Source organism: Roseateles microcysteis (assembly GCF_036880965.1).
Classification (GTDB): domain Bacteria; phylum Pseudomonadota; class Gammaproteobacteria; order Burkholderiales; family Burkholderiaceae_C; genus JAUASW01.
The window spans coordinates 81,453-107,108 of sequence record NZ_JBAJMV010000003.1; the positions used below are offsets into that span (position 1 = coordinate 81,453).

23 protein-coding genes are annotated in these 25,656 nt (G+C 67.3%); 16 read left to right on the plus strand and 7 right to left on the minus strand.

The window, feature by feature from the left end:
* Positions 1–32 precede the first annotated feature (32 nt).
* Entirely contained in the window at positions 33–1,124 is a 1,092-nt protein-coding gene (locus tag V3596_RS09400) for a saccharopine dehydrogenase family protein (protein ID WP_334277972.1), read from the minus strand.
* Positions 1,125–1,286: 162 nt separating this feature from the next.
* On the opposite strand from V3596_RS09400, the gene V3596_RS09405 reads away from it, so the two are divergent.
* The 5 genes from V3596_RS09405 (at position 1,287) to V3596_RS09425 (ending at position 5,272) form a co-directional block, all read left to right on the plus strand.
* Positions 1,287–1,721, plus strand: a complete 435-nt coding sequence (locus V3596_RS09405; RefSeq protein ID WP_282827081.1) for an Lrp/AsnC family transcriptional regulator — start codon at positions 1,287–1,289, stop codon at positions 1,719–1,721.
* A gap of 98 nt (positions 1,722–1,819) precedes the next feature.
* A complete protein-coding gene (locus V3596_RS09410; RefSeq protein ID WP_334277453.1) occupies positions 1,820–1,966 on the plus strand; it encodes a hypothetical protein in 147 nt (48 codons plus the stop codon).
* A gap of 58 nt (positions 1,967–2,024) precedes the next feature.
* Entirely contained in the window at positions 2,025–2,600 is a 576-nt protein-coding gene (locus V3596_RS09415) for an NnrU family protein (protein WP_334277454.1), read from the plus strand.
* A gap of 69 nt (positions 2,601–2,669) precedes the next feature.
* The gene (locus V3596_RS09420; RefSeq protein WP_334277455.1) at positions 2,670–3,437 is read left to right on the plus strand and encodes a substrate-binding periplasmic protein; all 768 of its coding nucleotides are present in this window, start codon (positions 2,670–2,672) and stop codon (positions 3,435–3,437) included.
* 56 nt (positions 3,438–3,493) lie between these two features.
* Positions 3,494–5,272 (plus strand): ABC transporter ATP-binding protein, encoded by a 1,779-nt coding sequence (locus V3596_RS09425; protein ID WP_334277456.1) that lies wholly within the window; start codon positions 3,494–3,496, stop codon positions 5,270–5,272.
* A gap of 4 nt (positions 5,273–5,276) precedes the next feature.
* Here the strand turns inward: V3596_RS09425 and V3596_RS09430 are convergent, their stop codons facing one another.
* The 4 genes from V3596_RS09430 to V3596_RS09445 form a co-directional block, all read right to left on the minus strand.
* Entirely contained in the window at positions 5,277–6,470 is a 1,194-nt protein-coding gene (locus V3596_RS09430; RefSeq protein WP_334277458.1) for a sensor histidine kinase, read from the minus strand.
* Entirely contained in the window at positions 6,467–7,162 is a 696-nt protein-coding gene (locus tag V3596_RS09435) for a response regulator transcription factor (RefSeq protein WP_334277459.1), read from the minus strand. The genes V3596_RS09430 and V3596_RS09435 overlap by 4 nt, the downstream gene beginning before the upstream one ends.
* A gap of 9 nt (positions 7,163–7,171) precedes the next feature.
* Positions 7,172–8,320, minus strand: a complete 1,149-nt coding sequence (locus tag V3596_RS09440) for a DJ-1/PfpI family protein (RefSeq protein WP_334277460.1) — start codon at positions 8,318–8,320, stop codon at positions 7,172–7,174.
* A gap of 81 nt (positions 8,321–8,401) precedes the next feature.
* The gene (locus tag V3596_RS09445) at positions 8,402–9,400 is read right to left on the minus strand and encodes a 2-dehydropantoate 2-reductase (RefSeq protein ID WP_334277461.1); all 999 of its coding nucleotides are present in this window, start codon (positions 9,398–9,400) and stop codon (positions 8,402–8,404) included.
* Positions 9,401–9,505: 105 nt separating this feature from the next.
* Here V3596_RS09445 and V3596_RS09450 point away from each other — a divergent pair, with 105 nt between their 5' ends.
* The 6 genes from V3596_RS09450 to V3596_RS09475 all read left to right on the plus strand — a co-directional run bounded on the left by V3596_RS09450 (position 9,506) and on the right by V3596_RS09475 (position 15,753).
* Positions 9,506–11,665 (plus strand): C1 family peptidase, encoded by a 2,160-nt coding sequence (locus tag V3596_RS09450; RefSeq protein ID WP_334277462.1) that lies wholly within the window; start codon positions 9,506–9,508, stop codon positions 11,663–11,665.
* A 94-nt stretch (positions 11,666–11,759) separates the two neighbouring features.
* On the plus strand, positions 11,760–12,827 hold the full coding sequence (locus V3596_RS09455) for a sensor histidine kinase (RefSeq protein WP_334277463.1): 1,068 nt from the start codon (positions 11,760–11,762) through the stop codon (positions 12,825–12,827).
* Complete coding sequence (locus V3596_RS09460; protein WP_334277464.1) at positions 12,824–13,561, plus strand: LytR/AlgR family response regulator transcription factor; 738 nt, start codon at positions 12,824–12,826, stop codon at positions 13,559–13,561. The genes V3596_RS09455 and V3596_RS09460 overlap by 4 nt, the downstream gene beginning before the upstream one ends.
* A 91-nt stretch (positions 13,562–13,652) precedes the next feature.
* A complete protein-coding gene (locus tag V3596_RS09465; RefSeq protein WP_334277465.1) occupies positions 13,653–14,843 on the plus strand; it encodes an acyltransferase family protein in 1,191 nt (396 codons plus the stop codon).
* A gap of 8 nt (positions 14,844–14,851) precedes the next feature.
* Complete coding sequence (locus tag V3596_RS09470; RefSeq protein WP_334277466.1) at positions 14,852–15,286, plus strand: VOC family protein; 435 nt, start codon at positions 14,852–14,854, stop codon at positions 15,284–15,286.
* 131 nt (positions 15,287–15,417) lie between these two features.
* Positions 15,418–15,753: a PspC domain-containing protein gene (locus tag V3596_RS09475; protein ID WP_334277467.1), complete on the plus strand. Its 336-nt coding sequence runs from the start codon at positions 15,418–15,420 to the stop codon at positions 15,751–15,753.
* Between the two features lie 30 nt (positions 15,754–15,783).
* Here V3596_RS09475 and V3596_RS09480 read toward each other — a convergent pair whose 3' ends face one another.
* Both V3596_RS09480 and V3596_RS09485 read right to left on the minus strand, forming a co-directional pair.
* On the minus strand, positions 15,784–17,166 hold the full coding sequence (locus V3596_RS09480) for a sensor histidine kinase (protein ID WP_334277468.1): 1,383 nt from the start codon (positions 17,164–17,166) through the stop codon (positions 15,784–15,786).
* A complete protein-coding gene (locus V3596_RS09485; protein ID WP_334277469.1) occupies positions 17,163–17,825 on the minus strand; it encodes a response regulator transcription factor in 663 nt (220 codons plus the stop codon). Before V3596_RS09485 ends, V3596_RS09480 begins: the two co-directional genes overlap by 4 nt.
* Before the next feature lie 95 nt (positions 17,826–17,920).
* On the opposite strand from V3596_RS09485, the gene V3596_RS09490 reads away from it, so the two are divergent.
* From V3596_RS09490 to V3596_RS09510, 5 genes are all read left to right on the plus strand, one after another.
* A complete protein-coding gene (locus tag V3596_RS09490) occupies positions 17,921–18,649 on the plus strand; it encodes a chitinase (RefSeq protein ID WP_334277470.1) in 729 nt (242 codons plus the stop codon).
* Positions 18,650–18,675: 26 nt separating this feature from the next.
* Positions 18,676–21,342, plus strand: a complete 2,667-nt coding sequence (locus V3596_RS09495) for a TonB-dependent receptor (RefSeq protein ID WP_334277471.1) — start codon at positions 18,676–18,678, stop codon at positions 21,340–21,342.
* Positions 21,343–21,431: 89 nt separating this feature from the next.
* The gene (locus V3596_RS09500) at positions 21,432–22,577 is read left to right on the plus strand and encodes a DUF5009 domain-containing protein (RefSeq protein WP_334277472.1); all 1,146 of its coding nucleotides are present in this window, start codon (positions 21,432–21,434) and stop codon (positions 22,575–22,577) included.
* Positions 22,577–23,692, plus strand: a complete 1,116-nt coding sequence (locus V3596_RS09505; RefSeq protein WP_334277473.1) for a lactonase family protein — start codon at positions 22,577–22,579, stop codon at positions 23,690–23,692. The genes V3596_RS09500 and V3596_RS09505 overlap by 1 nt, the downstream gene beginning before the upstream one ends.
* Before the next feature lie 55 nt (positions 23,693–23,747).
* Positions 23,748–25,655 carry a B12-binding domain-containing radical SAM protein gene (locus V3596_RS09510; protein WP_334277474.1) on the plus strand — a complete coding sequence of 636 codons (1,908 nt, stop codon included), beginning with the start codon at positions 23,748–23,750 and terminating at the stop codon, positions 25,653–25,655.
* The last annotated feature ends 1 nt before the right edge of the window (position 25,656 follow it).

Genomic DNA, 25,656 nt, shown 5'->3' on the forward strand with positions numbered 1-25,656 from the left:
GGAAGTCCGCAGGGACTTCCCTCGGTCCTGACTCAGCCAATCGATTCCACTTGGCGCGACTGTTGGTAAGCCTTGCCGAACTCGTTGGCCAGGAATTCCGGCAGTGAGACTTCTTCTTGCGAGACGAAGCCGGACTGCGGCAGCTTGCCCTGGCGGAACAGGTCGACGGCCGCGCACATGCCGGCGGCGGTGGTGATCTGGATGGCCGACAGCGGGCGGGCGCCATCGCGCTCGGCGAAGATCTTGCGGGCGAACACTTCCTGCACCAGGCGGCCGTTCTTCATGCCCGAGACGGTCACGAACACGAGGACCACATCCTGCATCGTGGCCGGCATGCTCTTGCGCATGATGTCCTTCAGCAGCTCCTGGTCGTTCTTCAGGGCCAGGTCGCCCAGAAGGAACTGCATCAGGTCGCGGTGGCCGGGATAGCGCACCGTCTTGTAGTCCAGGTTCTTGACCTTGCCGGACAGGGTCTCGCACAGCGTGCCCAGGCCGCCCGAGGTGTTGAAGGCCTCGTACTCGGTGCCATCCAGCGAGAAATGCTCCAGACCTTCCAGCGGCAGCGCGTCGATCTTCTCGCCGTCGTGGATGCACTCGCAGGGGTGGCAGTACTCGTTGATCAGGCCGTCGACCGACCAGGTCAGGTTGTACTTCAGCGCATTGGTTGGGAAGGCCGGCAGCGCGCCGACGCGCATCTTCACGTCATGCAGGCTGTCAAAGCTCTTGGCCAGGTGGGCGGCGACGATGCCGATGAAGCCCGGGGCCAGGCCGCACTGCGGCATGAAGGCCGTCTTGGCGCCGGTGGCGATGCGCTGAATTTCCTTGGTGGCGGCCACGTCTTCGGTCAGGTCGAAGTAGTGGCAGCCGGCTTCCAGCGCCATGTGGGCCGCGGGGATGGCCAGCTGGTAGGGCAGCGCGTTGACGATGGCCGAGAAGCCGCGCACCTGGGCGGCAGCGCCAGGACCGATTTCCTGCACGACCTGGGTCTTGATGCCCTCGCCGGCCAGCACGGCCAGGGCGGCGGCGTTCTTGTCGAACACGGTCACGTCGTAATGGCCGGAACCATGCAGCAGGCGGGCAATGGTTTCGCCGATGTGGCCGGCGCCGAGCAGGGCAATCTTCATCATGGTGGGTCTCCTGGAAATCTGTGGGAACGCGAATCCGCGAATGGCCCGAAGTCTAGGAAGGGGTGCGGACGAAAGAAAGCGACCTATCGTCGATAAACTAGGCATCCAGGCCATTTCGTCAGCACATCTCGACGAATCGCATCAAACAAGGGTAAACCCGTGACCGACGCCACCGACCGCCAGCTGATCACCCTCCTGCAGGCCAATGCCCGCGAAAGCACGGCCAATCTCGCACGCAAACTGGGCATTGCGCGCACCACGGTGGTGGCCCGGCTGGCCCGGCTGGAGGCCAGCGGTGCCATCGTGGGCTACACGGCCCGTCTCGGCACCGAGGCCGGCGAGCGTGCGGTGCAGGCCTATGTAGGCATCACGGTGCAGCCTAAGGCCGGGCGCGAGGTGGTGCTGCGCATCTCCAAGATCCCCGAGCTGCGCCAGCTCGCATCCGTCAGCGGCGAGTTCGATTACATGGCCCTGCTCACTGCAGAAACGACGGCCCGGCTGGACCAGCTGCTCGACGAGATCGGCGAGATCGAGGGCGTGATCAAGACCACCAGCTCGGTGGTGCTGGCGTTGCGGGTGGACCGCACGGCCTGACACGGCTTGTGACAGATGCCCGGAACGCGGGGATTCTGGAGGTAGGCCAGGCACATCTCTTGCTCGTTATCAGCTACACCTGCATCAAGGAGTGCGAGATGACCACACTGAAACCCGTGCTGAATACCCCGCGTGCCCACCAGGCCCTGACCGCCGTGAAGGTGCTGGTCCTCGTGGCCGCAATCTGGGGCCTGGGCTACCCGGCCCTGCTCTGGGGCATGCAGCTGCTGGTGCCCTCCGCCTGAAGCTGCGGCCGCCCGCCGCTATAGTCAGCCCCGCCACGAACTGGCGCGGAGCTGACCCATGCTTGAACTCATTGCCGGACTGCTGATCTTCCTGGGCCTGCACTCGGTACGGATGTTTGCAGACGACTGGCGCAGCCGACAGATCGCGAACCTGGGCGACAAGGCCTGGAAGCTGAGCTACACCGCCCTGTCCCTGCTCGGCTTCGGGCTGATCATCTACGGTTATGGCCAGGCCCGCATGGCGCAAGTCATCCTGTGGCAGCCCCTCCCGGGCATGAGCCACCTGGCCGCCCTCCTGACCCTCCTCGCCTTCATCCTGCTGGTGGCGGCCTATGTGCCGGGCAACCAGATCAAGGCCAGGCTTGGCCACCCGATGCTGCTGGGCACCAAGACCTGGGCCCTGGCCCATTTGCTCGCCAACAACACGCTGGCCGATGTGCTGCTCTTCGGCGGCTTCCTGGTCTGGGCCATCCTGTGCTTTCGCAGTTCGCGGCAGCGCGACGCGGCGGCCGGCCTGGTGCGCCCGGGGGGCAGTGCAGCCATGACTTCGCTGACCATCGCCATCGGCACGCTCGCCTGGGCCGGGTTCGCGTTCTGGGCCCATCAGTGGCTGATGGGTGTTCGTCCCCTCTGAAACGGACAGGACGCGCCGACACGACTGGTTTCAGCGCGCACGGCCGGATTCGATGGCAGCATACGATCCATGAGCCTGGCGACGCGACTGCTGACTGCCGCCCTGCTGCTGACCTCGCTGTCGGCCGCGCAGGCCGGCACTTTGACACTCTGCTCCGAACCCGGTGACGGCCCGCCCTGGCTGTACAGGAACAAGGCGACCGGCAAGCTGGCCGGCTTCAGCGCCGACCTGTGGCCGGCCGTGTTTGAGCGGCTGGGCCTTCAGGTCCGAATCGAAGGCGGCTTGCCCTGGAAGCGCTGCCTCAGGGCCGTGGCCATGGGGGAGGTTGACTTCGCCATCGGCGCCTATCGCGATAAGGAGCGGGCCCGAGTGCTGGCCTTCTCTGCGCCGTACAAGGTGCTCACGCCCCAGGTGTTCTTTCGTCGCAGCCAGCCGCTGACGATCAAGAGCCGGGCCGACCTCAAGAAATACCGCGGCTGCGGCATGAACGGTTCCAGCTACCTTCATTACGGACTCAGCGACAAGGACCTGGACCAGGGGTCGCGCAGCTATACCGCCCTGATCTCCAAGACCCTGCTCGGCAATTGCGACTACTTCGTCGAGGAGCTGGAGGTGATTCAGCAGATCGACGGCGGCCGCCATCACTACCTGGACAAGCCCGACCTCCAGCACACGAACGTGCCGGACGCCCCTGCACCCGGCCTGCACCTGGTCACCGCTATCAATGGCCCGCACCGCGAGCTGCTGGCGCGCGTCGATGCCGTGATCGAGGCCATGAAGAAGAGCGGCGAGTTCCAGCGCCTGTGGCGCGACAATGCCGCCGGCCTGCCCTACTGAAGCGACGCACTCCTGGCGTGCGCGCGGGCGCCGTCCGCGACAGGAATCCGATCACCGTGAGTTCTCCCTCCCATCCGCTGCGCCAGCTGCTGGCCTATGCGCGGGCACAGCGCGGCCAGGTCCGCCTGGCCGTTCTCTACTCGACCCTCAACAAGTTCTTCGACATCCTGCCCGAGGTGCTGATAGGCACGGCGGTGGACGTGGTGGTGCGCGGCGAGCAGAGTTTTCTCGCCAAGAACATCCTCGTCGGCGTGGGCATCAGCGACACCTGGCACCAGCTGCTCTTCCTGGGCGCCCTGAACGTCGTGATCTGGGGCGGCGAATCCCTGTTCCAGTACCTGTACGAGGTGCAGTGGCGCGGCCTGGCGCAGGACATCCAGCACCGCCTGCGCCTCGACGCCTACGCCCATGTGCAGAAGCTGGAGCTGGCCTTCTTCGAGAACCAGCGCACCGGCGCCTTGATGTCGGTGCTGAATGACGACATCAACCAGCTGGAGCGCTTCGTCAACAGCGGCGCCAACCAGATCATCCAGGTCGTCTGCTCCTCGGTCATGGTCAGCGCCGTGTTCTTCGCGCTGCAACCGGGCCTCGCGCTGATAGCGCTGCTGCCGGTGCCGCTCATCCTGTTCGGCGCCTTCTGGTTCCAGGGGCGCCTCGCGCCGCGCTACCGCGAGGTGCGTGAGGCGGCGGGCGATGTGTCCGCCCGGCTCAACATGAACCTGCTGGGCCTGCCCACGATCAAGGCCTACACGACCGAGGATTTCGAGGCCGAGCACATCCGCCAGGCCAGCGACGCCTACCGCCAGGCCAATGCCCGCGCGATCCGCATCTCCTCGGCGATCACGCCGGTCATCCGCATGGCCATCCTCGCGGGCTTCACCGCCACGCTGATCTATGGCGGCTGGCTGACGCTGCAGGGCAAGCTGGCCGTGGGCGCCTACTCGGTGCTGGTCTTCCTGACCCAGCGCCTCCTGTGGCCCTTGACCGGCCTGGCCGAAGTGGCCGACATGTACCAGCGCTCGATGGCCGCCACGCAGCGGGCGCTGGGCCTGCTGGCCACGCCGATCAATATCGCCTACGAGGGCCGGCACCTCGGCGGCCGCAGCCGGGGCGAGCTGCGCTTCGAGCAACTTGGCTTCTCCTATGGCGAGCAGCCCACGCTGCACGACATTTCCCTCACCATCAAAGCCGGCGAGACGGCAGCTTTCGTCGGCAGCACCGGCTCAGGCAAGTCAACGCTGGTCAAGCTGCTCCTGCGCTTCTACGAGCCGCAGCAGGGCCGCATCCTGCTCGACGACGAACCCATCGCCGGGCTGAACCTGCAGGACCTTCGCCGCCAGCTGGGCTACGTAGCGCAGGACAGCTTCCTGACCGACGGCACGATTGCCGACAACATCGCCTACGGCACGCCCGGCGCCAGCGATGCGCAGATCCACGCGGCCGCGCGCCAGGCCGAATGCCTGGAGTTCATCGAGAAGCTGCCGCTCGGTTTTGCCACGCGTGTGGGCGAGCGCGGCCAGAAGCTCTCCGGCGGCCAGCGCCAGCGCCTGGCCCTGGCCCGCGCGATCCTGAAGAACCCGGCCGTGCTGATCCTGGACGAAGCCACCAGCGCGGTGGACAACGAAACCGAGGCCGCCATCCAGCGCTCGCTGGCCGTGGTCAGCCAGGGCCGCACGACGCTGGTCATTGCGCATCGCCTGTCCACGGTGCGGCAAGCCCATTGCATCCACCTGCTGGAGAACGGCCGCATCGTCGAGAGCGGCACGCATGAGCAGTTGCTCGTTCGCCGTGGCGCCTATGCGGCGCTGTGGCGGCTGCAGACGGGCGAAGCCTGAGCGCTCAGAGCTTCAACGCCACCGTGCTTCCAGCGGGCCCGCTGGCGATGCTCAGGCCAATGCCATGGCGCTCGCAAAGCCGCTGGACGATGGACAGGCCGAAGCCGAAGCCGGCGCTCGCACTTGGACCATCGGCAAAGCCCGGCCCCTCGTCAGTCACCCGCAATTCACCCGCGCGCCAATCCAGGCGCACCAGGCTGCCTGGCGCATGCTGGGCCGCGTTGCCGAGCAGGTTGCTGACGATCACGGACAGAGCCTCGGCCTGGCCTTGCAAGATCAGGCTTGGAGGCAGGTCGATCTCGACCCGCGTCAACGCCGGATGCTGGGCCAGCGCCTGCTCGACCAGCGCGCGCAGATCGAACTCGCGTGGCTCAGGCAGCGGCGCGTCGCCAGACAAGCTCAGCAGGCTGCGCACCGTCAGCGCCATGTGACGGCTGGCTTCGCGGATGCGCGCCAGGGGGGCCTGGGCATGCGCCGGCAGTTCGCCGCGCGCCTGCATCAGCTCGGCCGCGTTTGCGATCACGGCCATCGGCGTGCGCAACTCATGGCTGGCGTCGCGGCCAAAGGCCTTCTCGCGCTCGGCAAATTCCTTGTTGCGCTGCCAGGCCTGACGCAGGCTCTCGGCCAGCCGCCCGATCTCATTCGGCGGATAGCTGGCGGGATCGATGAGGGACGCAGCGCCCGGCTCGGCATCGCGAAGCGCCCGATCCAGGCGTGCCAGGGGTTGCGTTGCCTGTCGCGCCAGCCACCAACCCAGGGCCGTCGAAGCCAGCAGCAGCGCCGCACACAACTGCCCCAATCGACTCAGAAGCTGCGCCCTTTGCGGCCGCACCTGCAGCTGGCTGCTGACCTCGGCCACCAGCCAGACCTGCGGCTCCTGCACTTGCAGCAGGTGGTAGTGGCGACCTTCGCTGCCGGCGAACTCGCGCCGCCTGGGCTCGGCGGCGAAAGCCGCAGCCAGATCATTCGGAAAACTGGCCGTACTGGCATGCAGGCTGACGAACCTGCGCAAGGGCGAGGTGCCCGGTTGAGCCTGCAGATGCTCAGCCTCCTCGGCCAGCATGCGCTCGAAGAAACTGTCTTCCACCGTGTACATCATCGCCAGCGACAACAGCACGAAGAGCGCGCAGATGAAGAGGCTCAGGGCGGCGAAAGCCAGGACGATGCGTTGCTGCAAGGAACTTGCTCGCGTCCTCATGACGCAGGCTCCAGCCTGTAGCCCTGGCCCGCTACCGTGCACAGCATCGGTGGCGCATCAAAGGGCTTGTCCAGCGCCTGGCGCAGCTGATAGATGTGCGAGCGCAGCGCATCGGAATCAGGCGGCTCATCCCCCCACAACCGCCGCGTCAGCTCATGGCGGCTCATCAAGGCGGGATGGACTTCAGCCAGCGCCAGGAGAATCTGCCAGCCCAGCGGCTGCAAGGTCAAGACCTGGCCCTGGCGGCGCGCCACCTGGCGGCGGCGGTCCAGGCTCAAGTCACCGATCTCCAGCACATGCACCTGCTGCATGCGCGGCCTTGCCGCCATGGCCAGGCAACGCGCGGCCAGTTCGGCGAGCTCGAACGGCTTGGCGAGATAGTCGTCCGCGCCAGCCGCAAAGCCGGCCAGCTTGTCGCCCAACTGGTCGCGCGCCGTGAGCATCAGCACGGGCAGATGCCTGTCCGCCGTGGCGCGCAACTGCTCGCAGACCTGCAGGCCATCGAGCCGGGGCAGGTTGAGGTCGAGCAGCACCAGGTCGTAGTGCTGCGCCAAGGCCATGTCCAGGCCCAGCTTGCCGTCACCCGCGCAATCGACCCGGTGCCCTTGCAGGCCCAGGTACTCGGCGATGGTGTCGCAAAGCGCCGCATGGTCTTCTATCAGCAGGATATTGAGGCGCGCAGTGCTGGACATGGCAAGGGCTCAGGCCTCCAGTTCGGTCAGCAATTGTCGCGCCCGCGGGCTGCTCGGCTGCTTGTCCAGGAAAGCCTTCAAGAGTGCAATCGCCTCAGCCTTCTGGCCGACCTTGACCAATGTGCGTGCCAGCGCCGTGTTGACGCCCGCATGCGTGGGCACGCTTTCCTGCGCATGGCGCAGCAGGCTCACGGCGATGGCGAGGCGCTCGGGCGACGTCTCGGTCTCGCTGAGCAAGTGGCCGTAGCCACCCATCAGGATGGGCTGGTAGCGGGCCGGCCGGGCCGCCAGGGCGGCACGCGCGCCCGCCGGATTGCCGGCCAGATGCAGCTCGATCAGCTCCAGCGTCGCTTCTTCCACGCCCGGCTCGCGCGGCGCGGGCTTGCGGCCCAACGCTTCCAGTACGGCCTCCACCATCGTCGGCGTGGCCAAGGGATTCTGGCCGGTGATCAGGCGCTCGTCGCGCACCACCAGCGGCAGCATCAGGCCACGCGACTCGTAGCGCGCACCCCGCTCACGCAAGGCGTCTTCCAGCATGAAGGGGAAGCGCTCCAGCAGGCCCTTGGAGAAGCGACGGTCCTCGGCATTGCTGAAGCCGGTGACCCGCCGGCCGTGCAGGAGCGAGCTGCCATTGGCCAGCTTCACGTTGAGCAGCGCAGCCGGGCCATGGCAGACCGCACCCAGCACGCCGCCCTGGTCATGGATCCGGCCCAGCAGATCCTGCAAGGCCTGGTTCGAATGCAGGTCGAACATCGGGCCCTTGCCACCGATCACAACGGCAGCCGCATACTCGCCGGACTTCAAGTTGGCGATGGGCAAGGTGGCCTGCAGGCGGGCCATCAAGGCAGGGTCTGCTTGCGCACGAACCGCCGCGCTTTCATCCGCCTGCTCACCCAGCACCGCGCCGCCCTTGGGGCTGGCGATATCGAAAGCCAGGCCGTTGGCCTTCAGGACTTCGGCGGCGAGCGCGAACTCATGGAAGTCGTAACCGAGCTTGCCCTTGTCTTCGGGCTGCCCCTGGCTGCTGAGCACCAGCAGCACGCGCTGCTCTGCCTTCGGTGCCGCGGCAGCAACAAGCGACGGTGCCGCGATGAGACCAAGCGAAAGCGCCGCGAGGCCGGCGTGCGCCAGCAGGCGGCGAGGGAGGGAAAGCGTCATGGGAGCTCCGCAGATGGAATGAACAAGAAGGTCTGCAGGCTACGGAGCTCCGCGTGAAGCGGGCGTGAAGAGGTTGAGGTTTTACCCAGCGTGCGGATAGAGGCCGCGGCTTCGCGCCATCAGCCGTGTCAGGCCCAGCAAGGCATCGGTGTTGGGCGTGGCCATGCCCAGCCGCTGGCCGATCTCGCGCACCGCACCGACCAGGGCATCGAGCTCCAGCGGCCGGCCGGCTTCGGCGTCCTGCAGCATCGAGGTCTTGAAGGCGCCCAGCTTGCGCGTGACCTCGTGGCGCTGCTCGGGCGTCTGCTCGATGGCGCAACCGATGCGCGCGCCGATCGCCTGCGCCTCCAGCATCACGCGGGTGACAAAGCCGCGCACCAGCTCGTCGTCGAGGATCTTGTCGCCGGTCGCGCCGGTCAGCGCCGAGATCGGGTTGAAGGTCATATTGCCCCAGAGCTTGAACCAGATGTCGCGCTGGATGTGCTCGGAGAGCGTCGCCTCGAAGCCGGCGCGCTGCAAGAGTGCCACCCACTGCTCCAGCTCGGCCGGACGCCCGCCCGACGGCGAGCCCACGATCAGCCCCGCGCCCATCTTGTGCTGCACCAGACCCGGCTCGCTGACGCTGCAACTCGCGTGAACCACGCAGCCGATCACGCGCTCGGCCGGTATCAGCGCCGCAATGCGGCCGCCGGTATCGACCGACTCCAGCTGCCAGCCCTGGCCCTCGCCGGCCAGGCCCTGGAAGAACCACCAGGGCACGCCATTCATCGCCACCAGCACGCGGGTCTCGGGGCCCAGCAGCCGGGCCACGGCCGGCGCAACGGCAGCCAGCGCCGGACCCTTGACGGCCACGATGACCAGGTCCTGCGGCCCCAGTCCAGCCGCGTCGCCGCTTGCATTCACCGGCACGGTGACGCGCTGGCCACCGATGTCCAGCCGCAAGCCCTGTGCTCTCAGCGCTTCAAGCGTGGCGCCCCGCGCCAGCGCGCTCAAATCCACCTCGCCGGCACGGCCCAGCAAGGCGCCTATCCAACCACCCACGGCACCTGCGCCGACGATGCAAACCCGCTTTTTTTCCATCTCTCATCCCTCCTGGGGCCGGAAGTCTCCCACAGCCCATGTTCTAGGGGCAGGCAAGGCCTGGCACCCGGCCGATGATGCCGGCCACGGCAACAGGAGCGCGCCATGGCCAGCAAGAGCAAGAGCAAGGCTGATGCGAAACAGGGCGGGCTGCGGCTGCGCATGCTCGACGCGCGCCCCGACCGCCTGGACTTCCGCGACCTGCTCTATCGCGCCCCCCTGCGCTCCTTGCCGCCGCGCTTCCCGGACGATGCCGACATCAAGCGCTTCATCCCCGCCTACCTGAAGGCCGGCCTCCTGCTCAACCAAGGCCTGGAGGGCGCCTGCACCGGCTTCGGCCTGGCCTGCGTGGCCAACTACCTGATGTGGCGCCGCCATGTCGAGAGCGGCGGCAAAGGCAAGTTCGAAGGGGTCAGCGCGCGCATGTTCTATGAGCTGGCGAAGCGCTACGACGAATGGCCGGGCACCGACTACGACGGCTCCAGCTGCCGCGGCGCGCTGAAGGGCTGGCACAAGCACGGCGCCTGCGCCGACCGGCTCTGGCCCTATCCGCTGGATGCGAACAACAAGCCGATCTTCCAACGTCCGAGCGAAGGCTGGGCGGAAGACGCCGTCACGCGGCCGCTGGGCGTCTACTACCGCATCAACCGGCTCTCCATCGTCGACATGCAGGCGGCCATCTGCGAAATCGGCGCCGTCTACTGCTCGGGCTCGGCCCACGACGGCTGGGACAACTGCGGCAAGCGCGAGAGCGTGGACTCGCATGCCGAGCTGCCCATCATTCCGCCCGAGGTCGACAAGAGCAAGGCGGGCAACCATGCCTTCGCCCTGGTGGGCTACAACGAACACGGCTTCATCGTGCAGAACTCCTGGGGCGCCAACTTCGGCGCCAGCGGCTTTGCCGTGCTGCCCTATGCCGACTGGATCGCCAACTCGACCGATGCCTGGGCCGTGGCCCTGGGCGTGACACTGGCGGCAGCACAGGGCCTGGCCGGTCGTGCCGCAGCCTCGTCCTTCCCGGTCGGCCGGGCACTCGGCGCCTTGCAGCCGGTGAACAGCGAACACGGCAGCCCGGCAGACGACCCCTGGCCGGTCGACCATCCCTTCAAGCACCACGCCTACCGGCCCTGGCCCAGCGAGCGCGCCTACCGGCACAGCCTGGTGATGGGTGGCGAAGGCCTGCTGGTCGTCAGCGACCTCACCCGTGACATGACTGATCGCGAGGGCCACGCCGCCGAGCTGCTGAGCGAGGCGCCGCTGCGCTGGTGGAAGGCGGCCAGGAAGCCCAAGACCCTGAAGCTTGCGGTCTATGCGCTCGGCGGCCTGTACGGCGAAGCCGAGGCGATACGCCGCATCCGCGTGCTGGCGCCCTGCTTCGAGGCCAACGGGATCTACCCGGTCTTCATCGCCTGGAAGAACGGCATCGGCGAGGCGCTCTCGCAAGTGGCTGAGGACTGGCGCCGCCGCACGGCGGGCGAAGGCCGCGAAGGCACGCTGATGGCCAGCCAGGGCGAGGCCCGCGACCGGGCGCTGGAGGTCGCCGCGCGCACGCTGGCCCGCGGCATCTGGAGCGAGATGCGCGAGAACGCGGCGGCCGCGTCAGCGCCAGGACATGTGCTGGACCTGCTGGTCAGCCGGCTCACCGAGCTGCAGGCCCGGCTCGGCCAGGCGGGCGCCAGCCTGGAGCTGCACTGGATCGCCCATTCGGCCGGCAGCATCCTGCTCGGCCATGGCCTGACGCGCATCAGTGACAGCGGCGCGCCGCTGAGGCTGAGCAGCTGCAACCTGTTCGCGCCGGCCTGTTCGATGGCCTTTGCCAACAAGCACTGGCTGGCGGCCGACGCCGCCGGCGTGCTCAGCCTGGACCGACTGCACCTGCACCTGCTCAGCGATGCCAACGAGCAGGCCGACGGCCTGCCCAGCGCCGCCGAGCCGGTCTATGGCAAGAGCCTGCTCTACCTGGTGTCGCGCGCCCTGGAAGACGAGCGCAGGCAAGCGCTGCTGGGCCTGGCCGCCGCCCACGATGCCAGGCACTGGGACGGCGCTGGGGCCGACGAGGTGGCGCGCTGGGCCAAGGCCTTCGGCCGCCGCGCCGCGAGCCACACCCACGTCATCGGCAGCACCAAGGTGCGCACGACCAAGGCGCTGGACCAGACCAGCGCCGGCCACGCCAGCTTCGACCGCAACCTCGACCTCCTGAGCCAGACCCTGCAATACATCAAGGGCGGCCGACTGGCCGCCGAACTGGAGTGGCTGGACTTCTGAACTGAAGGCCGGAGCGCTGCGGCCAAGGGGCGAAAGCCCGGCCGGCTGGGGCGAAGCGCCCGCGTCAAGGCGAGCGCGCCCTTATGCTGCGCGGATGCTGGAGCCAAGACAAGACGGGAAGAAGCGGGTCCTGTGGCCCTGGGCCTATGCCGCATTTGTGCTGGCCGTGGCCTTGCTGCGCAGCCTCTCGGAGCTGCAGCACTACCTGGCCCGCGGTGGCGAGCATGCCTGGGAGCCCTTTCTGTGGGAGCTGAGCTCGGCGGCGCTGACCGGGCCGCTCTCCGTCCTTGTCTATCACTGGCATGTGGCCGGCATCGGTGCGCCGCTGCTGCGCCAGGTGCGGCGCCATGCCGGCGGCGCCCTGCTCTACATGCTGGCCCATGTGGGCGGCATGTTCGGCATCCGCTTTGCCGTCTATGCACTGATGCAGGTCGACTACGACGCCGGCACGGTCTGGAGCGTGCTGGGCTACGAGGCGGGCAAGGACTTCATCGGCTACACGCTGACCGTGGCCATCTGTCATGGCCTGTTCCACATGCAGCAGAGTGCGCGGCTTCGCGCCGAGCTGGCCGAGGCGCGGCTCGCACGGCTGACCGAGCAAGTCCAGCCGCATTTCCTCTTCAACACCTTGAACCTGATTTCTTCGGTGATGTACGAGGACGTGAAGAAGGCCGACCGGCTCTTGTGCCGTCTGGCTGATCTTCTGCGCTCCGCGCTGGCCGCCCAGCAGCAGGGCTGGCACAGCTTGCAGCAGGAGCTGACGCTGATCGAACCCTACCTGGAGTTGATGCAGGCCCGCTTTGGCGACAGGCTGCAGGTGCATTGGCGGATCGAGCCGCAAGCCCAGGCCTGGTCGGTTCCCTCGCTCTTGCTGCTCAACCCGGTGGAGAACGCGATCAAGCACGACGTGGCCTTGAGCCGCGGCACGGTCTCGTTGCGGCTGGAGGCCGGCCTGATCGGCGATGGCAAGCAGTTGCGCATCTGCGTGCACAACAGCGGCGTGGTCGCCGAGCGGCTCGAACGCGAAGGCGGCCTCGGCCTGGCCAATCTGCGCCAGCGCCTGCAGGCGGCCTATGGTGCGGGCGCATCCATGCAGATCGGCCCCGCGGCTGACGGCGGCACGGCGCTGGAGCTGCTGCTGCCCGCGCGAGGTGCCGCATGAAGCTCCTGATCGTTGACGATGAAGCGCCGGCCCGCGCCAAGCTGAGCCGGCTCCTTCGCGATGAGGCCGACGTGAAGTGGCTCGGCGAAGCGTCCGATGCCGACGAGGCCTTGCTGGCGCTGCAGGCTCAGCCCGATATAGACGCCCTGATCCTGGACATCCAGATGCCGGGCCGGACCGGCCTGGATCTCGCCATGCAGCTGCTGCAGGAGCGCCCCGAGCTGGCCTGCCTGTTCTGCACGGCCTACGACGAGCATGCCTTGCAGGCTTTCGACCTCCATGCGGTGGACTATCTGCTCAAGCCCTTCACGCCGGAGCGACTGAGCACCGCCCTGCAACGCTTGCGTGGCCGCTTGCAGCAGCGTGCAGCGCCCGCGAAGGGCGGGCTTGTCAGCGCCTTGCAGCAGCTGCAGCCGGCTGCGGGGCACTGGCTGGTGGAGCGGCGCGGCGCCTTGCGGAAGTTGGCCTTGGCTGATATCGAATGGGTGGCCACGGCCGACAACTACATCGAGCTGCATGCGCCGCCCGAGACCTATCTCGAACGGCGAACGCTGGCCGACTTTCTCGCGCACCCGGCCACCGCCGGCTTCGTCCGCGTGCACAGGGGCCATGCGGTGAACGCCAGCCACATCAAGCAGATCGCAGCGCTGCCGCATGGTGAAGCGCAACTCACACTCAGCAGCGGCCAAGAGCTGCGTGTCTCACGCAGCTACCGCGATCAGTTGCGCTGCTGAGTTCGCTGCCCGCCATGCGGCTGGCCCCAAGGCCGGTGCGACTGGCCACAGAAGGCTCGTCGCACGCAGACAAGCCCGCGATGCTGCGGCCATGAACACCACCACAGCTTCTTCGCGCCAGTACTTCCTCGACTGGCTGCGCATCCTGGCCTTCGGCCTCCTGGTGCCCTATCACGTGGGCATGTACTACGTGAGCTGGGACTGGCATGTGAAGAGCGCGTCGGCCAGTGACTTCATCGAACCGCTGATGATCCTGACCTCGCCCTGGCGGCTGGGCCTGCTGTTCCTGGTCGGCGGTGCGGCCGCTCGCCATCTCCTGGGCAAGGGGCAGGGCTTTGTCGGCTCGCGCACCAAGCGGCTGCTGATACCACTGATCTTCGGCATGTTCGTGATCGTGCCGCCGCAGCCCTTCTTCGAGGTGCAGACCAAGCTCGGCTATGCCGGCAGCTATCTGGACTTCATGGACCTCTATGTCCACGGATATCACGGCTTCTGCGGCAAGGACGGCAAATGCCTGGACCTGCCGACCTGGAACCACCTCTGGTTCGTTGCCTACCTGTGGGTCTACAGCCTGATCGGCTGGGCGCTGTGGCGGGTCTGGCCGGGCCTCGCCGACCGCTTCGAGCGCTGGATCGGCGAGCCGCGCGGCGCGCTGTTCACCCTGCTCGCCCTTGCCCTGCCGCTGATGGCCGCCCGCCAGCTGGTGAGCCTGTTCCCCTCCACCCACAACCTGACCTGGGACTGGTACAACCATGCGCAGTACGGCTACCTCTTCCTGCTGGGCCTGCTGGGCGCTCACAGCGCGCTATGGACGCTGATGCAGCAATGGCGCCGCTGGGCGCTGGGCCTGGCCCTTCTGGCCTGGGCGGTCCTGATCGGCTATTTCAAGGCCTATGACCAGGTCGAACCGCCGCAGGCTTTGCGCCTGCTGATGCGCTGCGTCTGGGGTGGGCTGGAATGGTGGGCCATCACGGCCGCCTGCGGCTTTGCCAGGCAATGGCTGAACTTCGACCATGCCTGGCGCCGCTGGCTGACGCCGGCGATCTTCTGCGTCTACATCCTGCACCAGACCGTCATCGTGCTGCTGACCCGCTTGCTGCTGCCCCTGGCGCTGCCAGCGGTGGCTGAAGGCCTGCTGCTGATCGTGCTGACCTTTGCGCTGTGCCTCTTGGGCTATGTGCTCGTCCGCCGCGTCCCCCTGTTGCGGGACCTGCTCGGGATTTCCGCAGGCCGCCCGCACGGGGGCGCGGCAGCCCCGACAATGCGGGCATCCTCCTCCTAGAGTCCTGCATGAAGTACTTGCACACCATGGTCCGGGTCACCGACCTCGAAGCCTCGCTGAAGTTCTATCGCGACGCCCTCGGTCTTGAAGAAGTTCGCCGCAGCGAGCATGCGCAGGGCCGCTTCACCCTGCTCTACCTGGCCGCCCCAGGCGACCAAGATGCGCAGATCGAGCTGACCTACAACTGGCCCGACGCGGACGGCAAGGGCGAGGTCTACAGCGGTGGCCGCAACTTCGGCCATGTGGCTTTCGCGGTAGCCGACATCTACGCGACCTGCCAGCGGCTGCAGGACCATGGCGTGACCATCCTGCGCCCGCCGCGCGACGGCCGCATGGCCTTTGTGCGCTCGCCCGACGAGATCTCGGTCGAGCTGCTGCAGCAGGGCCCGGCCCTGGCGCCCGCAGAGCCCTGGATCTCGATGCCCAACACCGGCAGCTGGTGAGCCCCACTTTGCACTGATGCCGCGTTGTTGCTGGCCTGTGCAGGCCCTGCTGCAGTCCGTCGCGTCGCGCTGGTTTGCCTGGTGCACAGGCGTAGTCTTGCCTCATCGAAACACTTTCGAGGAGAAGCCAGATGAACTACAGCAACGAATTCGAAAAGCTCGCCGAACTGCATCAGCGCGGCGTCCTGAGCGACGAGGAATTTGCCCGCGCCAAGGCCCGGGTCCTGAATGGCGAACCGGCTGCGCAAGCAGCCGGGGCTTCCAACTACGCCAACGGTGCCACGGCGATCAACACGCTGCATCGCAGCCGCAATGACCGCTGGATCGGCGGCGTCTGCGGCGGCATCGCCCGCAGCACCGGCCTGGCCTCCTGGGTCTGGCGCCTGGCCTTCACGCTGGGCACGCTGTGTGCCGGCGGCGGTGTGCTTGTCTACCTGCTGCTGTGGCTGTTCCTGCCGGAGGAGTGATGCGCGAAAAGGGGGCTGACACTGGGCCGATCAGCCTCCAAGCACCTTCGGGAAGCGCACCTCCACCGTCAGCCCCACGCCACCCGGCCCATCGAGCAGCAGCACCTCGGCCTGGTGCTGGCCGGCAGCGCGCTCGACGATGGTCAGGCCCAGGCCGCTGCCGTGGCAGCGCGCGCCGTCCAGGCGGACAAAGCGCTCGAACACGCGCTCACGCAGTTCTGCCGGAATGCCAGGCCCCTGGTCGCTGACCCGCAGCACCACGACCTCAGCTTCCTCACCGAGGCTCACGGTCACCTGGCCGCCGTCGGGCGAATACTTGATGGCGTTGTCGACGAGGTTGTCGATCAGGCTGCCCATGGACTCGCGATTCAGCCACATCTCCAGATGCTCGGGCGACACCAGCTCCAGCTCGATCCGGCGCTGCACCGCCAGGCCGCTGGACAGGGCGATGCGTTCGCGCAGCAGGTCGACGAGGTCGTGGTGGCACTTGCTCAGCTCCAGCGAGTCGGCACCGGAGCGAGCCAGGGCCAGCAGCTGATGCACCGTGTGCGTGGCGCGCTGCACGCCCAGGCGCAGCCGCTCGCGTGCCTCTTCGCGGGCTTGCGCGTCACCCTGGTCCAGCGCTTCGGCGCCGAGCTGCACCACGGCCAGCGGCGTCTTCAACTCATGCGCCGCGTCCATCAGGAATTCATGCTCGCGGTCCATGCGCTGCTGCAGCCGCAGCATCAAGGAGTTGACGGCATTGACCAGCGGTGCCAGTTCCTTGTAGGGCGTTGGCGGCAGCGGCGTCAGGTCTTGGGCCGAGCGTTGCGAGATCAACGCCCCCATGCGCTGCAAGGGTGCAAATCCGAGCCGGAACAGCAGCCACAAGGGCAGCACCAGCAGGGGCAGTCCGTAAAGCAGGGGCCGGGCGTAATAGCTCAGGCCGGCCACGCTGAAATGCCAGTCGCCTGGCCGCTCCTGCCAGCGGCGCACGGTCAGCTCACGCGCTTCATCGCGCAACTCGACATACAGCCAGCTCGGGTCGTCGCCGCGCCGCTTCTCCTGCGGCAGCACACGGCCGCGCCCTTCCAGGACCGGCTTCATCTCCGCCAGCACCTGGCCGCGGTGCAGGACCTGCAGCAAGCGGAACGGCGCGCGGTAGCCCTTCTGCTGCCACTCCTTGTCGCGCAGGCCGTCCAGCGTTTCGAGCGCCTGCAGCAGCTCTGCCGGCTCGTCCGCCGTCTCGCGTGCACGGTCCAGCGAGAGGCCGGCCCACAGCGCGTTCTCGGCCTGGCCATTGCGCACCTGGAGGAGGCCGATGTCTATCAACTCGCGCGCCACCAGCGCCAGCCAGGTCAGGAAGAGCACGACGAAGACCGCGCCCACGCTGCGGCGGAACAGCGATCGCTGAGGAGGCGTGGCGGCGCTCAATGCCGTTCGACCAGGTAGCCCACGCCGCGCACCGTGCGGATATAGCCTTCGCCGATCTTGCGGCGCAGGTTGGAGATGTGCACGTCCAGGCTGCGGCCATCCATCTGGCATGGCGCGCGGCTTTCCAGCTGGCGGCGTGTGACGACGCGGTCCGGCAGCTTCACCAGGGTGAGCAGCAGGCTGAACTCGGTGCGCGACAGCGACACCCGCTCGATGCCGCGGCGCACCTCCATCCGGGGTTCGTCCAGCACCAGGTCGCGCAGCTGCCATTCGGCGGCGGCTTCATCGGCATCGGCAGGCAGTGAGCGGCGGGTGACGGCGCGCAGGCGCGCCAGCAACTCGGAGCCAGCGAAGGGCTTGACGAGGTAATCGTCCGCGCCACCGTCCAGGCCGTCGAGCCGGTGCTCGATGGCGTCGCGCGCCGTGATGATCAAGACCGGCAGCTTGCGGTCGCTGCGGCGGATGCGCAGCAAGAGTTCCATGCCGTCGCCATCCGGCAGCCCCAGGTCCAGCACCACCGCGTCGAAGCCACCTTCCTGCAACCACAGCTTGGCATCGGCGATGCGGCGCAGCCACATCACCTCGTGCTCGGCGTTCTGCAGCAAGGCCTGCAGGGAGCGTCCGAGCTCCAGGTCGTCCTCAAGCAAGCAAATTCTCATGGCGTGAACTCTAGCGAGAACGGCGTTAAGGCAGTCTTAACAAGTCCTTGAAGTGCCGCATAGGCGGTCCGGCGGACAGTCTGCCATCTGCATCGATGCTGCTGCCTTTCCGCATGATCCGAACCCGCCGCCTGGCCTCCGTATTGTCCCTTGCCCTGCAGTTGCCGCTGGCTGCCAATGCCCATGCGGCCGAACACGCCTTCCTGCCCAGCCTGGCGCAGTTCGATCAGCTCTTTCCCAGGCGCCTCGCCTTCTACAGCTACGAGGGCTTCACCGAAGCCGTGCGCCAGACGCCGGGATTCGCCGCCTGGGGCAGCGCTCAGCAGCGCGCGCAGGAGATGGCCGCCTTCCTCGGCCAGATCGCACATGAGAGCGACCAGTTGCGCGCCCAGCGCGAGTACCGCAAGGAGAACTGGGACCACTACTGCCGCAAGACCGATGTCTTCGGCTGCGCGCCCGGCCAGCAGTACTACGGCCGCGGCCCGATCCAGCTGAGCTGGAACTACCAGTACAAGGCCGCGGGCGACTACCTGGGGCTGGACCTCTGGGCCGACCCCGACCGCGTGGCCCGCGACTCCACCGTCGCCTGGCGCACCGCGCTCTGGTACTGGATGAGCCAGACCGGCGAAGCACCGCGCTCGGCCCACCAGGCGCTGCGCCAGGGCGAGGGCTTCGGCGCCACCACCCGCGCCATCAACGGGCCGCTGGAATGCGACAAGCCCGACGACGCCGACGCCAGGCGCAAGAACCAGCGCCGCATCGATTACTACAAACACGCCAGCGCACTGTTTGGCGTTCCCGTCCTGCACCCGCTGGGGTGTTGATTCACAAGAGCCTTGGAGACCTGAGAATGAGAGACAAAACCACCCGTTTCCCCCGTCTATCGGCCGTGGCCACCGCCGCCCTGCTGACGCTGGCCCTGCCGGCGCTGGCCCAGCAGGCCACCAACAAGGAGGAGGAAAAGGACGGCAAGAAGAAGACCGCAGCGCCCAACACCCTGCCCTCGGTGACAGTCACCGCCACCCGCAGCGCCACCAACCTCCTGAAGACGCCCGTCTCGGTCAGCGCCCTGCAGGCCGACGACCTGGTGCGCGAGAACGTCAAGGAACTGATCAACCTGAGCGGCTACGTGCCCAACCTGCAACTGGGCCTGTCCAGCGGCGACTCCGGCGTGCTGGCCTCGATCCGCGGCGTGACCTCGACCAACTTCACCGAGATCGGCGACCCGGCCGTGGGCATCCACATCGACGGCATCTACTCGCCGCGGCCGCAAGGCTCGCTCGCCCTGATGTTCGACCTGGACCGGGTTGAAGTGCTGCGCGGCGCGCAGGGCACGCTGTTCGGCCGAAACAGCACGGCCGGCGTGGTCAACATCATCCCCGCCGCGCCGGACTTCAAGAACAACTACGGCTGGACCCAGCTGCAGACGAGCAGCTACCAGGGCCGCCAGTTGCGCATCGTGCAGAACGTGTCGCTGGCCGACAACTTCGCGATCCGCGGCGCCTTCATGATGGACAAGCGCGACGGCTACATCCAGCAGGTGCGCGACCTGAGCGACCGCGGCATCAAGAAGCCCGACGGCACGTTCTCGCCGGACGGCAAGCCCGACGTCGACCAGCGCCTGAACCGCAAGGTCGACCCGTCTGACTACTACACAAACTCCGACCAGTACGCCGCCCGCGTGACCGCACGCTGGGCCATCAGCAAGGACCTCGAATGGCAGTTCGGCTACGAGCACTACCAGAACAACAGCGCCGGTGAAGTCGGCCTGAAGGACTGCGAGATGGCGGCCGGCACCAAGTGGGCTTGCGGCCCGGAGGGCCAGTGGTTTGCCAAGATCAATGTGCCGGGCCGCATCGACATGTCGATCGACACCGCCCGCAGCAACATCACCTGGAAGCTCGGCAACGGCATGGAGCTGGGCTACAAGGCCGCCTACGCGGTGCAGAAGCGCTCGCAAGACCACGACGACGACGGCGGCCAGGCCTGGCTGAACGAGGACGTGGGCATCATGCAGCCCTGGGGCAACTGGGGCAACCAGCATGCCTTCGACCGCGCCACCTACACCGTGGCCTCGAACTACAAGTCCCTGGTCAACGAGTTGCAGCTGCGCCAGCAGACCAAGGACTGGCGCTACGTGGCCGGCATCTTCACGATGGACGAGAAGAACGCCATCCTGTTCGCGCAGGACATGCTGGTGGAAGCGCCCTGGGCCATGGCCTATGGCCAGTACTACGACCAGCCGGACCGCCGCGTCGAATCGCGCGGCCTGTTCGCGCAGGGCGACATGGCGCTGGCCGAAGGCTGGACCGGCACCGCAGGCATCCGCTTCAGCAAGGACCGCCGCAGCGACAAGGGCGGCCGCTCCTACGGCAACTGGGACGCCGGCACGCCCTGGTATTACAACGGCCAGCACACCGTGCCCTGCGAGCTGGGCCTGTGCACGCCGCACAACGGCACCGACCTGACCATGGGCATGGGCCCGTTCGCCGGCCCCTCGGCCTACACGCCGCCGAGCAACAACGAGCATGAGGCCAACTGGAAGAAGGCCACCTACCGCCTGGGCCTGCAGTACGACATCGACAAGAAGCAGATGCTGTTCGCCTCGCTGGCCACCGGCTACAGGCCGGGTGGCTTCGGCGACCAGTTCGACACCTGCGGCGGCGGCACCTGCGTGGACGGCGGCAGCAACAAGTTCAGCTTCCTCGAGTACAAGCCCGAGACCACGCGCAATTTCGAGCTCGGCTACAAGGGCCGGCTGTTCGACAACAAGCTGGACCTGTCCGTCACGCTGTTCAGCACCGACTACAACGACATGCACACCACGGGCATGAATGCAGTCGGCCAGAAGAAGCTCGCGGCGGGCCAGACCTGCCCGGACTGGAACCCGGCCTGCGACATCGTCAACGCCTGGAAGACCGAGAACATCGGCAAGGCCCGCATTCGTGGCGTCGAGCTGGAGTACAAGGTCCTGCCTTGGGAGAACGGCACGCTGTCGGGCTACCTCTCCTTCCTGGACGCCAAGGTCAAGTCCTACCCGACCTATGACGACAACTGGATCTGCGGCTACCGCTCGATGTTCAAGGCCGAGGAATGCGCGCCGATCTATCTGGGCGCAGACGCCGACAAGCGCGGCCGCCGCATCAAGGACGTGACCGGCAACCGCCTGCCCTATGCGCCCAAGATCTCCTACGCCGTCAACTACTCGCACTACATCCCGGTGGGCGACTATGTGGTGTCGCCGAGCGTGGGCATGCGCTACCAGAGCCGCATGTATTTCACGGTGCGCAACCTCGACAACGATCACATCGGCGACTTCCAGAAGGCCTACACCAACTGGAATGCCTCCGTGCGCTTCGCGCCGAGCAACGACAAGTGGAGCCTGGAACTGTGGGGCACCAACCTCACGAACAACATCATCAAGAACTGGATGGGCCAGGGCAACACCGGCGGCTACACCTTCAACAGCTACAACCCGCCACGCATGGTCGGGCTGCGTGCCACGGTCAACTACTGAGCTTGATCCTCGAAGCGGAGGCAGCTGTCTCCTGCCCCTGTCTTGGGCGGCCCTCGCGGCCGCCCCTTTTTTAACTTGCGGAGCGACGGATGAATGCTGTGCAAGCCAAGGCCGTGCGCTGGCCGGCCATCGACCTGATGCGCGGCCTGACGGTGGCAGTGATGGTGCTGGTCAACCAATGGGCGGGCGTGGCCGGCCTGCCGGCGTGGATGAAGCACATGCCGGCCGATGCCGATGCGCTGAGCTTTGTCGACATGGTGTTCCCGGCCTTCCTGTTCATCGTCGGCATGTCGATGCCTTTCGCACTGCAGGCGCAACTGGCCAAGGCCGGATTGAGCGGCGCGCTGCGGCAAGCGGCCATGCGTGTAGCCGGCCTGCTGGTGCTGGGCGTCTTCATGGTCAATGCCGAGATGGCGCCGGCCGGCTTCGCTTCAGCGGCCTGGTTGCTCGCGGCGCTGGCGGCTTGCTTTGTCTTGTGGGGCAGCGTGAGCGGCGGGCCGGCGCTGGCCTGGCCCTGGCGGCTTGCCGGCGTGATCGTGCTGCTGGCCCTGGCTTCGGTCTATCCACATGCCGAGGGTCAATGGACAGGCCTGCAGCCGCACTGGTGGGGCATCCTCGGCCTGATCGGCTGGGCCTACGGTCTGGCAGCCCTGATCTTTCTACTGAGCCCGGCGCAGGCTCGCCTTGTTGTTGCAGCGGCCGTGCTGCCGCTGTGCCTGGCCTGGTTCTACCTGCTGAACCCCAGCGTCGGTGGCGGCGGGCACGCCACGCATCTGCTGCTGGTCTTGTCCGGCGTGATCACCGCCTTGCTGATGCATGGCCCGCAAGCGCCATCGCATGCGGCGCGCTGGACGCTGGCCTTGGCGCTGGCGCTGCTGGCCGCAGGCTTCGCGCTGCGGCCCTGGGGCGGCATCTCCAAGATCTACGCCACGCCTGCCTGGGGCCTGCTGTGCGCGGGCGCCAGTGCCCTGCTCTACCTGCTCTTGCAGCAAGCGCTCCTGCGTTGGCCAGCGAGCGGCAAAGTGACCGGCGGACTGCGCGAGGCGGGCCAGCATCCGCTGCTGGCCTATCTGATTCCCTTTGTGCTGGGCGCCTTGACTTCGCTGATCGGCTGGGACTGGCCGGCTGCGCTCAGCGAAGGCTGGGCGGGTCTCTTGCGTGGCGGGGTCTTCCTGCTGTGGGTGCTTCTGCTCCTGCATCTGTTCTTGCGCCGCGGCCTGCGGCTGCGTCTCTGATGAACCCGACTCGACGCGAGGTCTTGCTGAGCATGGCTGCCCTCCTCCTGCCTCAGACGTCCGCCGCCCGCTTCCTGCATGTGGGCAGCCATGCCCCGGCGGGACGCGGGCTCTACAGCTTTGCCATCGAGGCTGACGGCAGCTTGCGCGACATCGGCATCACCGAGAACACCCAGAGCCCGAGCTGGCTGCTGGCAGACGCGGCATCGCAACGCCTCTATGCGGCCGAAGAAAGCGGGAACGCGATCTCGGTCTATCAGCAAGACAGCCAAGGCCGGCTGGCCTTCGAGCAGCGCCTGCCCAGCGGCGGACAAGGGCCGGTGCACCTGAGCCTCGCCGCTGGTCGACTTTGGGTGGCGCACTATGGTGATGCGCGCTTTGCCGGCTTGTCGGTGCTTGCCGATGGCAGCCTGGCCCCTGCGATTTCATGGGACGGCTGCCGCGGCCCCGACCGTCGCCCCGGCCCCGAGCAGGCGCTGCGTGCGCCGCGCGGCAGCCAGGCGCGCAGCGGGCATGACGCGCCGCATGGCCACATGATCCAGGCCAGCCCCGATGGCCGCTGGCTGCTGGGCACCGACCTCGGCCGCGACCGGCTGCTGGTCTGGCCGCTCGTGAAGGACCTGCCGCCACCGCCGGCCAGCGAGCTGATGCTGAGCCCGGGCTCCGGCCCTCGCCACTTTGTCTTTCATCCGCAAGACGGCAGTCTGGTCTATGTGCTGCAGGAAGAGTCCTGCACCCTGTCCACTGTGCGGCTGCTGCCCGAAGGCCCGCAACTGCTGGACGAGCGCTCGGTGCTGCCGGCCGGCTTCGCTGGCACCAGCTATGCGTCCGACCTCGTGCTGGCGCCCGGCGGCCGGCATCTCTATGCCTTGAACCGGCTCTACGACAGCATTGCGGTGCTGGCCATCGACACGCCCGAGCAGCCGCGCCTGATCGACCACCACTGGACCCGCGGCAGCTACCCGCGCAATGCCTGCGTTGTCGGCAGTTCGCTGTGGGTCAGCAACCAGCGCAGCGATCAGTTGAGCCACTTCGATGTGAGCCGCCCCGAGCAGCCCCGCTTCAGCGGCATGCAGGTCCCGGTGCCCAGCCCAGCGGGTATTTGCGCGAGCTGAGCGCCTGAGGGCCAAGGTGCCGGACAATCGAGGGCTGTCGCGCCCTTGCCCCCCGATGTCGTCTCCTGCCCCCACCTCCCTGCGCATCCTCAGCGTCATCCCGCCGATGACGCAATTGAACACGCCCTACCCGTCCACCGCCTACCTGACCGGCTTTCTGCGCTCGCGCGGTTTCGCCGATGCGGCGCAGGAGGACCTGGCGTTGGCTCTGGTGCTGCGGCTGCTCTCGCGCCCAGGTCTGGAGAAGCTGCTGGAGCTGAGCGAAGCGGTGGCGCGACCCTCGGCCAAGTTGCGCAGCTTCATCGCCCAGGGCGCGCGCTACATCGCCACCATCGATGCGGTGCTGGCCTTCCTGCAGGGCCGCGACGCCACGCTGGCTCATCGCATCAACACGCGCGGTTTTCTACCGGAAGGCCCACGCTTCGAGACGCTGGAAGCCTATGCCGACGATGGCAGCGGCGATCCGCTCTCCTGGGCCTTTGGAGCACTGGGACTGCAGGACCGCGCCCGCCACCTCGCCACGCTCTACCTGAACGACCTGGCTGACGTGCTGCGCGAAGCGGTGGACCCGCGCTTCGAGTTCGTCCGCTATGCCGAGCAACTGGCCACCAGCCAGCCGAGCTTTGATCCGCTGCACCAGGCCTTGCTGGCAGCGCCGAACTGGGTGGATGAAACCTTGCAGGCGCTGACCATCGAGGCGCTGGAGCGACACAAGCCGGAGCTGCTGTTGCTCTCCGTCCCCTTCCCAGGTGCGGTCTATGCAGCCCTGCGAATCGCGCAGACGGTCAAGGCGCAGAACCCCACCATCAAGATCGTGCTAGGCGGCGGCTTCGTCAACACCGAGCTGCGCGAGCTGAGCGAGGCGCGCGTGTTCGACTTCGTTGACTACGTGACCCTGGATGCCGGCGAGCGGCCGCTGCTGGCGCTGATCGAGCACCTTGCTGGCAAGCGCTCGCAGCAACGCCTGGTGCGCACCTTCATCCGGGATGAAGCAGGCGACGTGAAGTACGTGAACTTTGTCGAGCCCGACGTGCCTTTCGCGGACGTCGGTACGCCCACCTGGGATGGACTGCCGCTCGAGCGCTACCTGTCGCTGCTGGACATGCTCAATCCGATGAACCGGTTGTGGAGCGACGGCCGCTGGAACAAGCTGACCGTGGCCCATGGCTGCTACTGGAAGAAGTGCAGCTTCTGCGACGTCACGCTGGACTACATCTCGCGCTACGACGCGGCTTCCGCCGAACTGCTGGTGGACCGCATCGAGGCCATCGTGGCCGAGACCGGCCAGACGGGATTCCATTTCGTGGACGAAGCAGCCCCGCCGAAATCATTGAAGGCCCTGGCCGCCGAACTGCAGAAGCGCGGCACGGCGGTGAGCTGGTGGGGCAATGTGCGCTTCGAGAAGACCTTCACGCCCGAGCTCTGCCAGCAGTTGGCGAACAGCGGCTGCATCGCGATCTCCGGCGGCCTCGAAGTCGCCTCGGACCGCTTGCTGAACCTGATGCAGAAAGGCGTGTCGGTCGAGCAGGTGGCTCGTGTCACCAAGGCCTTCAGCGACGCCGGCATCCTCGTGCATGCCTACCTGATGTACGGCTTCCCGACGCAGACGGTGCAGGACACGGTCGATGCGCTGGAATATGTGCGGCAGCTGTTCGAGAACGGCTGCATCCAGAGCGGCTTCTTCCACCGCTTTGCCTGCACCGTGCATTCGCCCGTCGGCCAGAAACCCGAAGACTTCGGTGTGAAGCTGCTGCCGCTGCCTGAGAGCCCGTTCGCGAAGAACGACGTCGGCTTCATCGACCCCACGGGCGTGGACCACGACCAGCTGGGCGTGGCGCTGAAGAAGGCAATCTACAACTTCATGCACGGCATCGGCCTGGAAGACGATGTGCGGCGCTGGTTCCCATTCAAGGTGCCGCGTCCCACGGTGGCGCGACACAAGATCGCCAGGGCGCTGGGCTAGC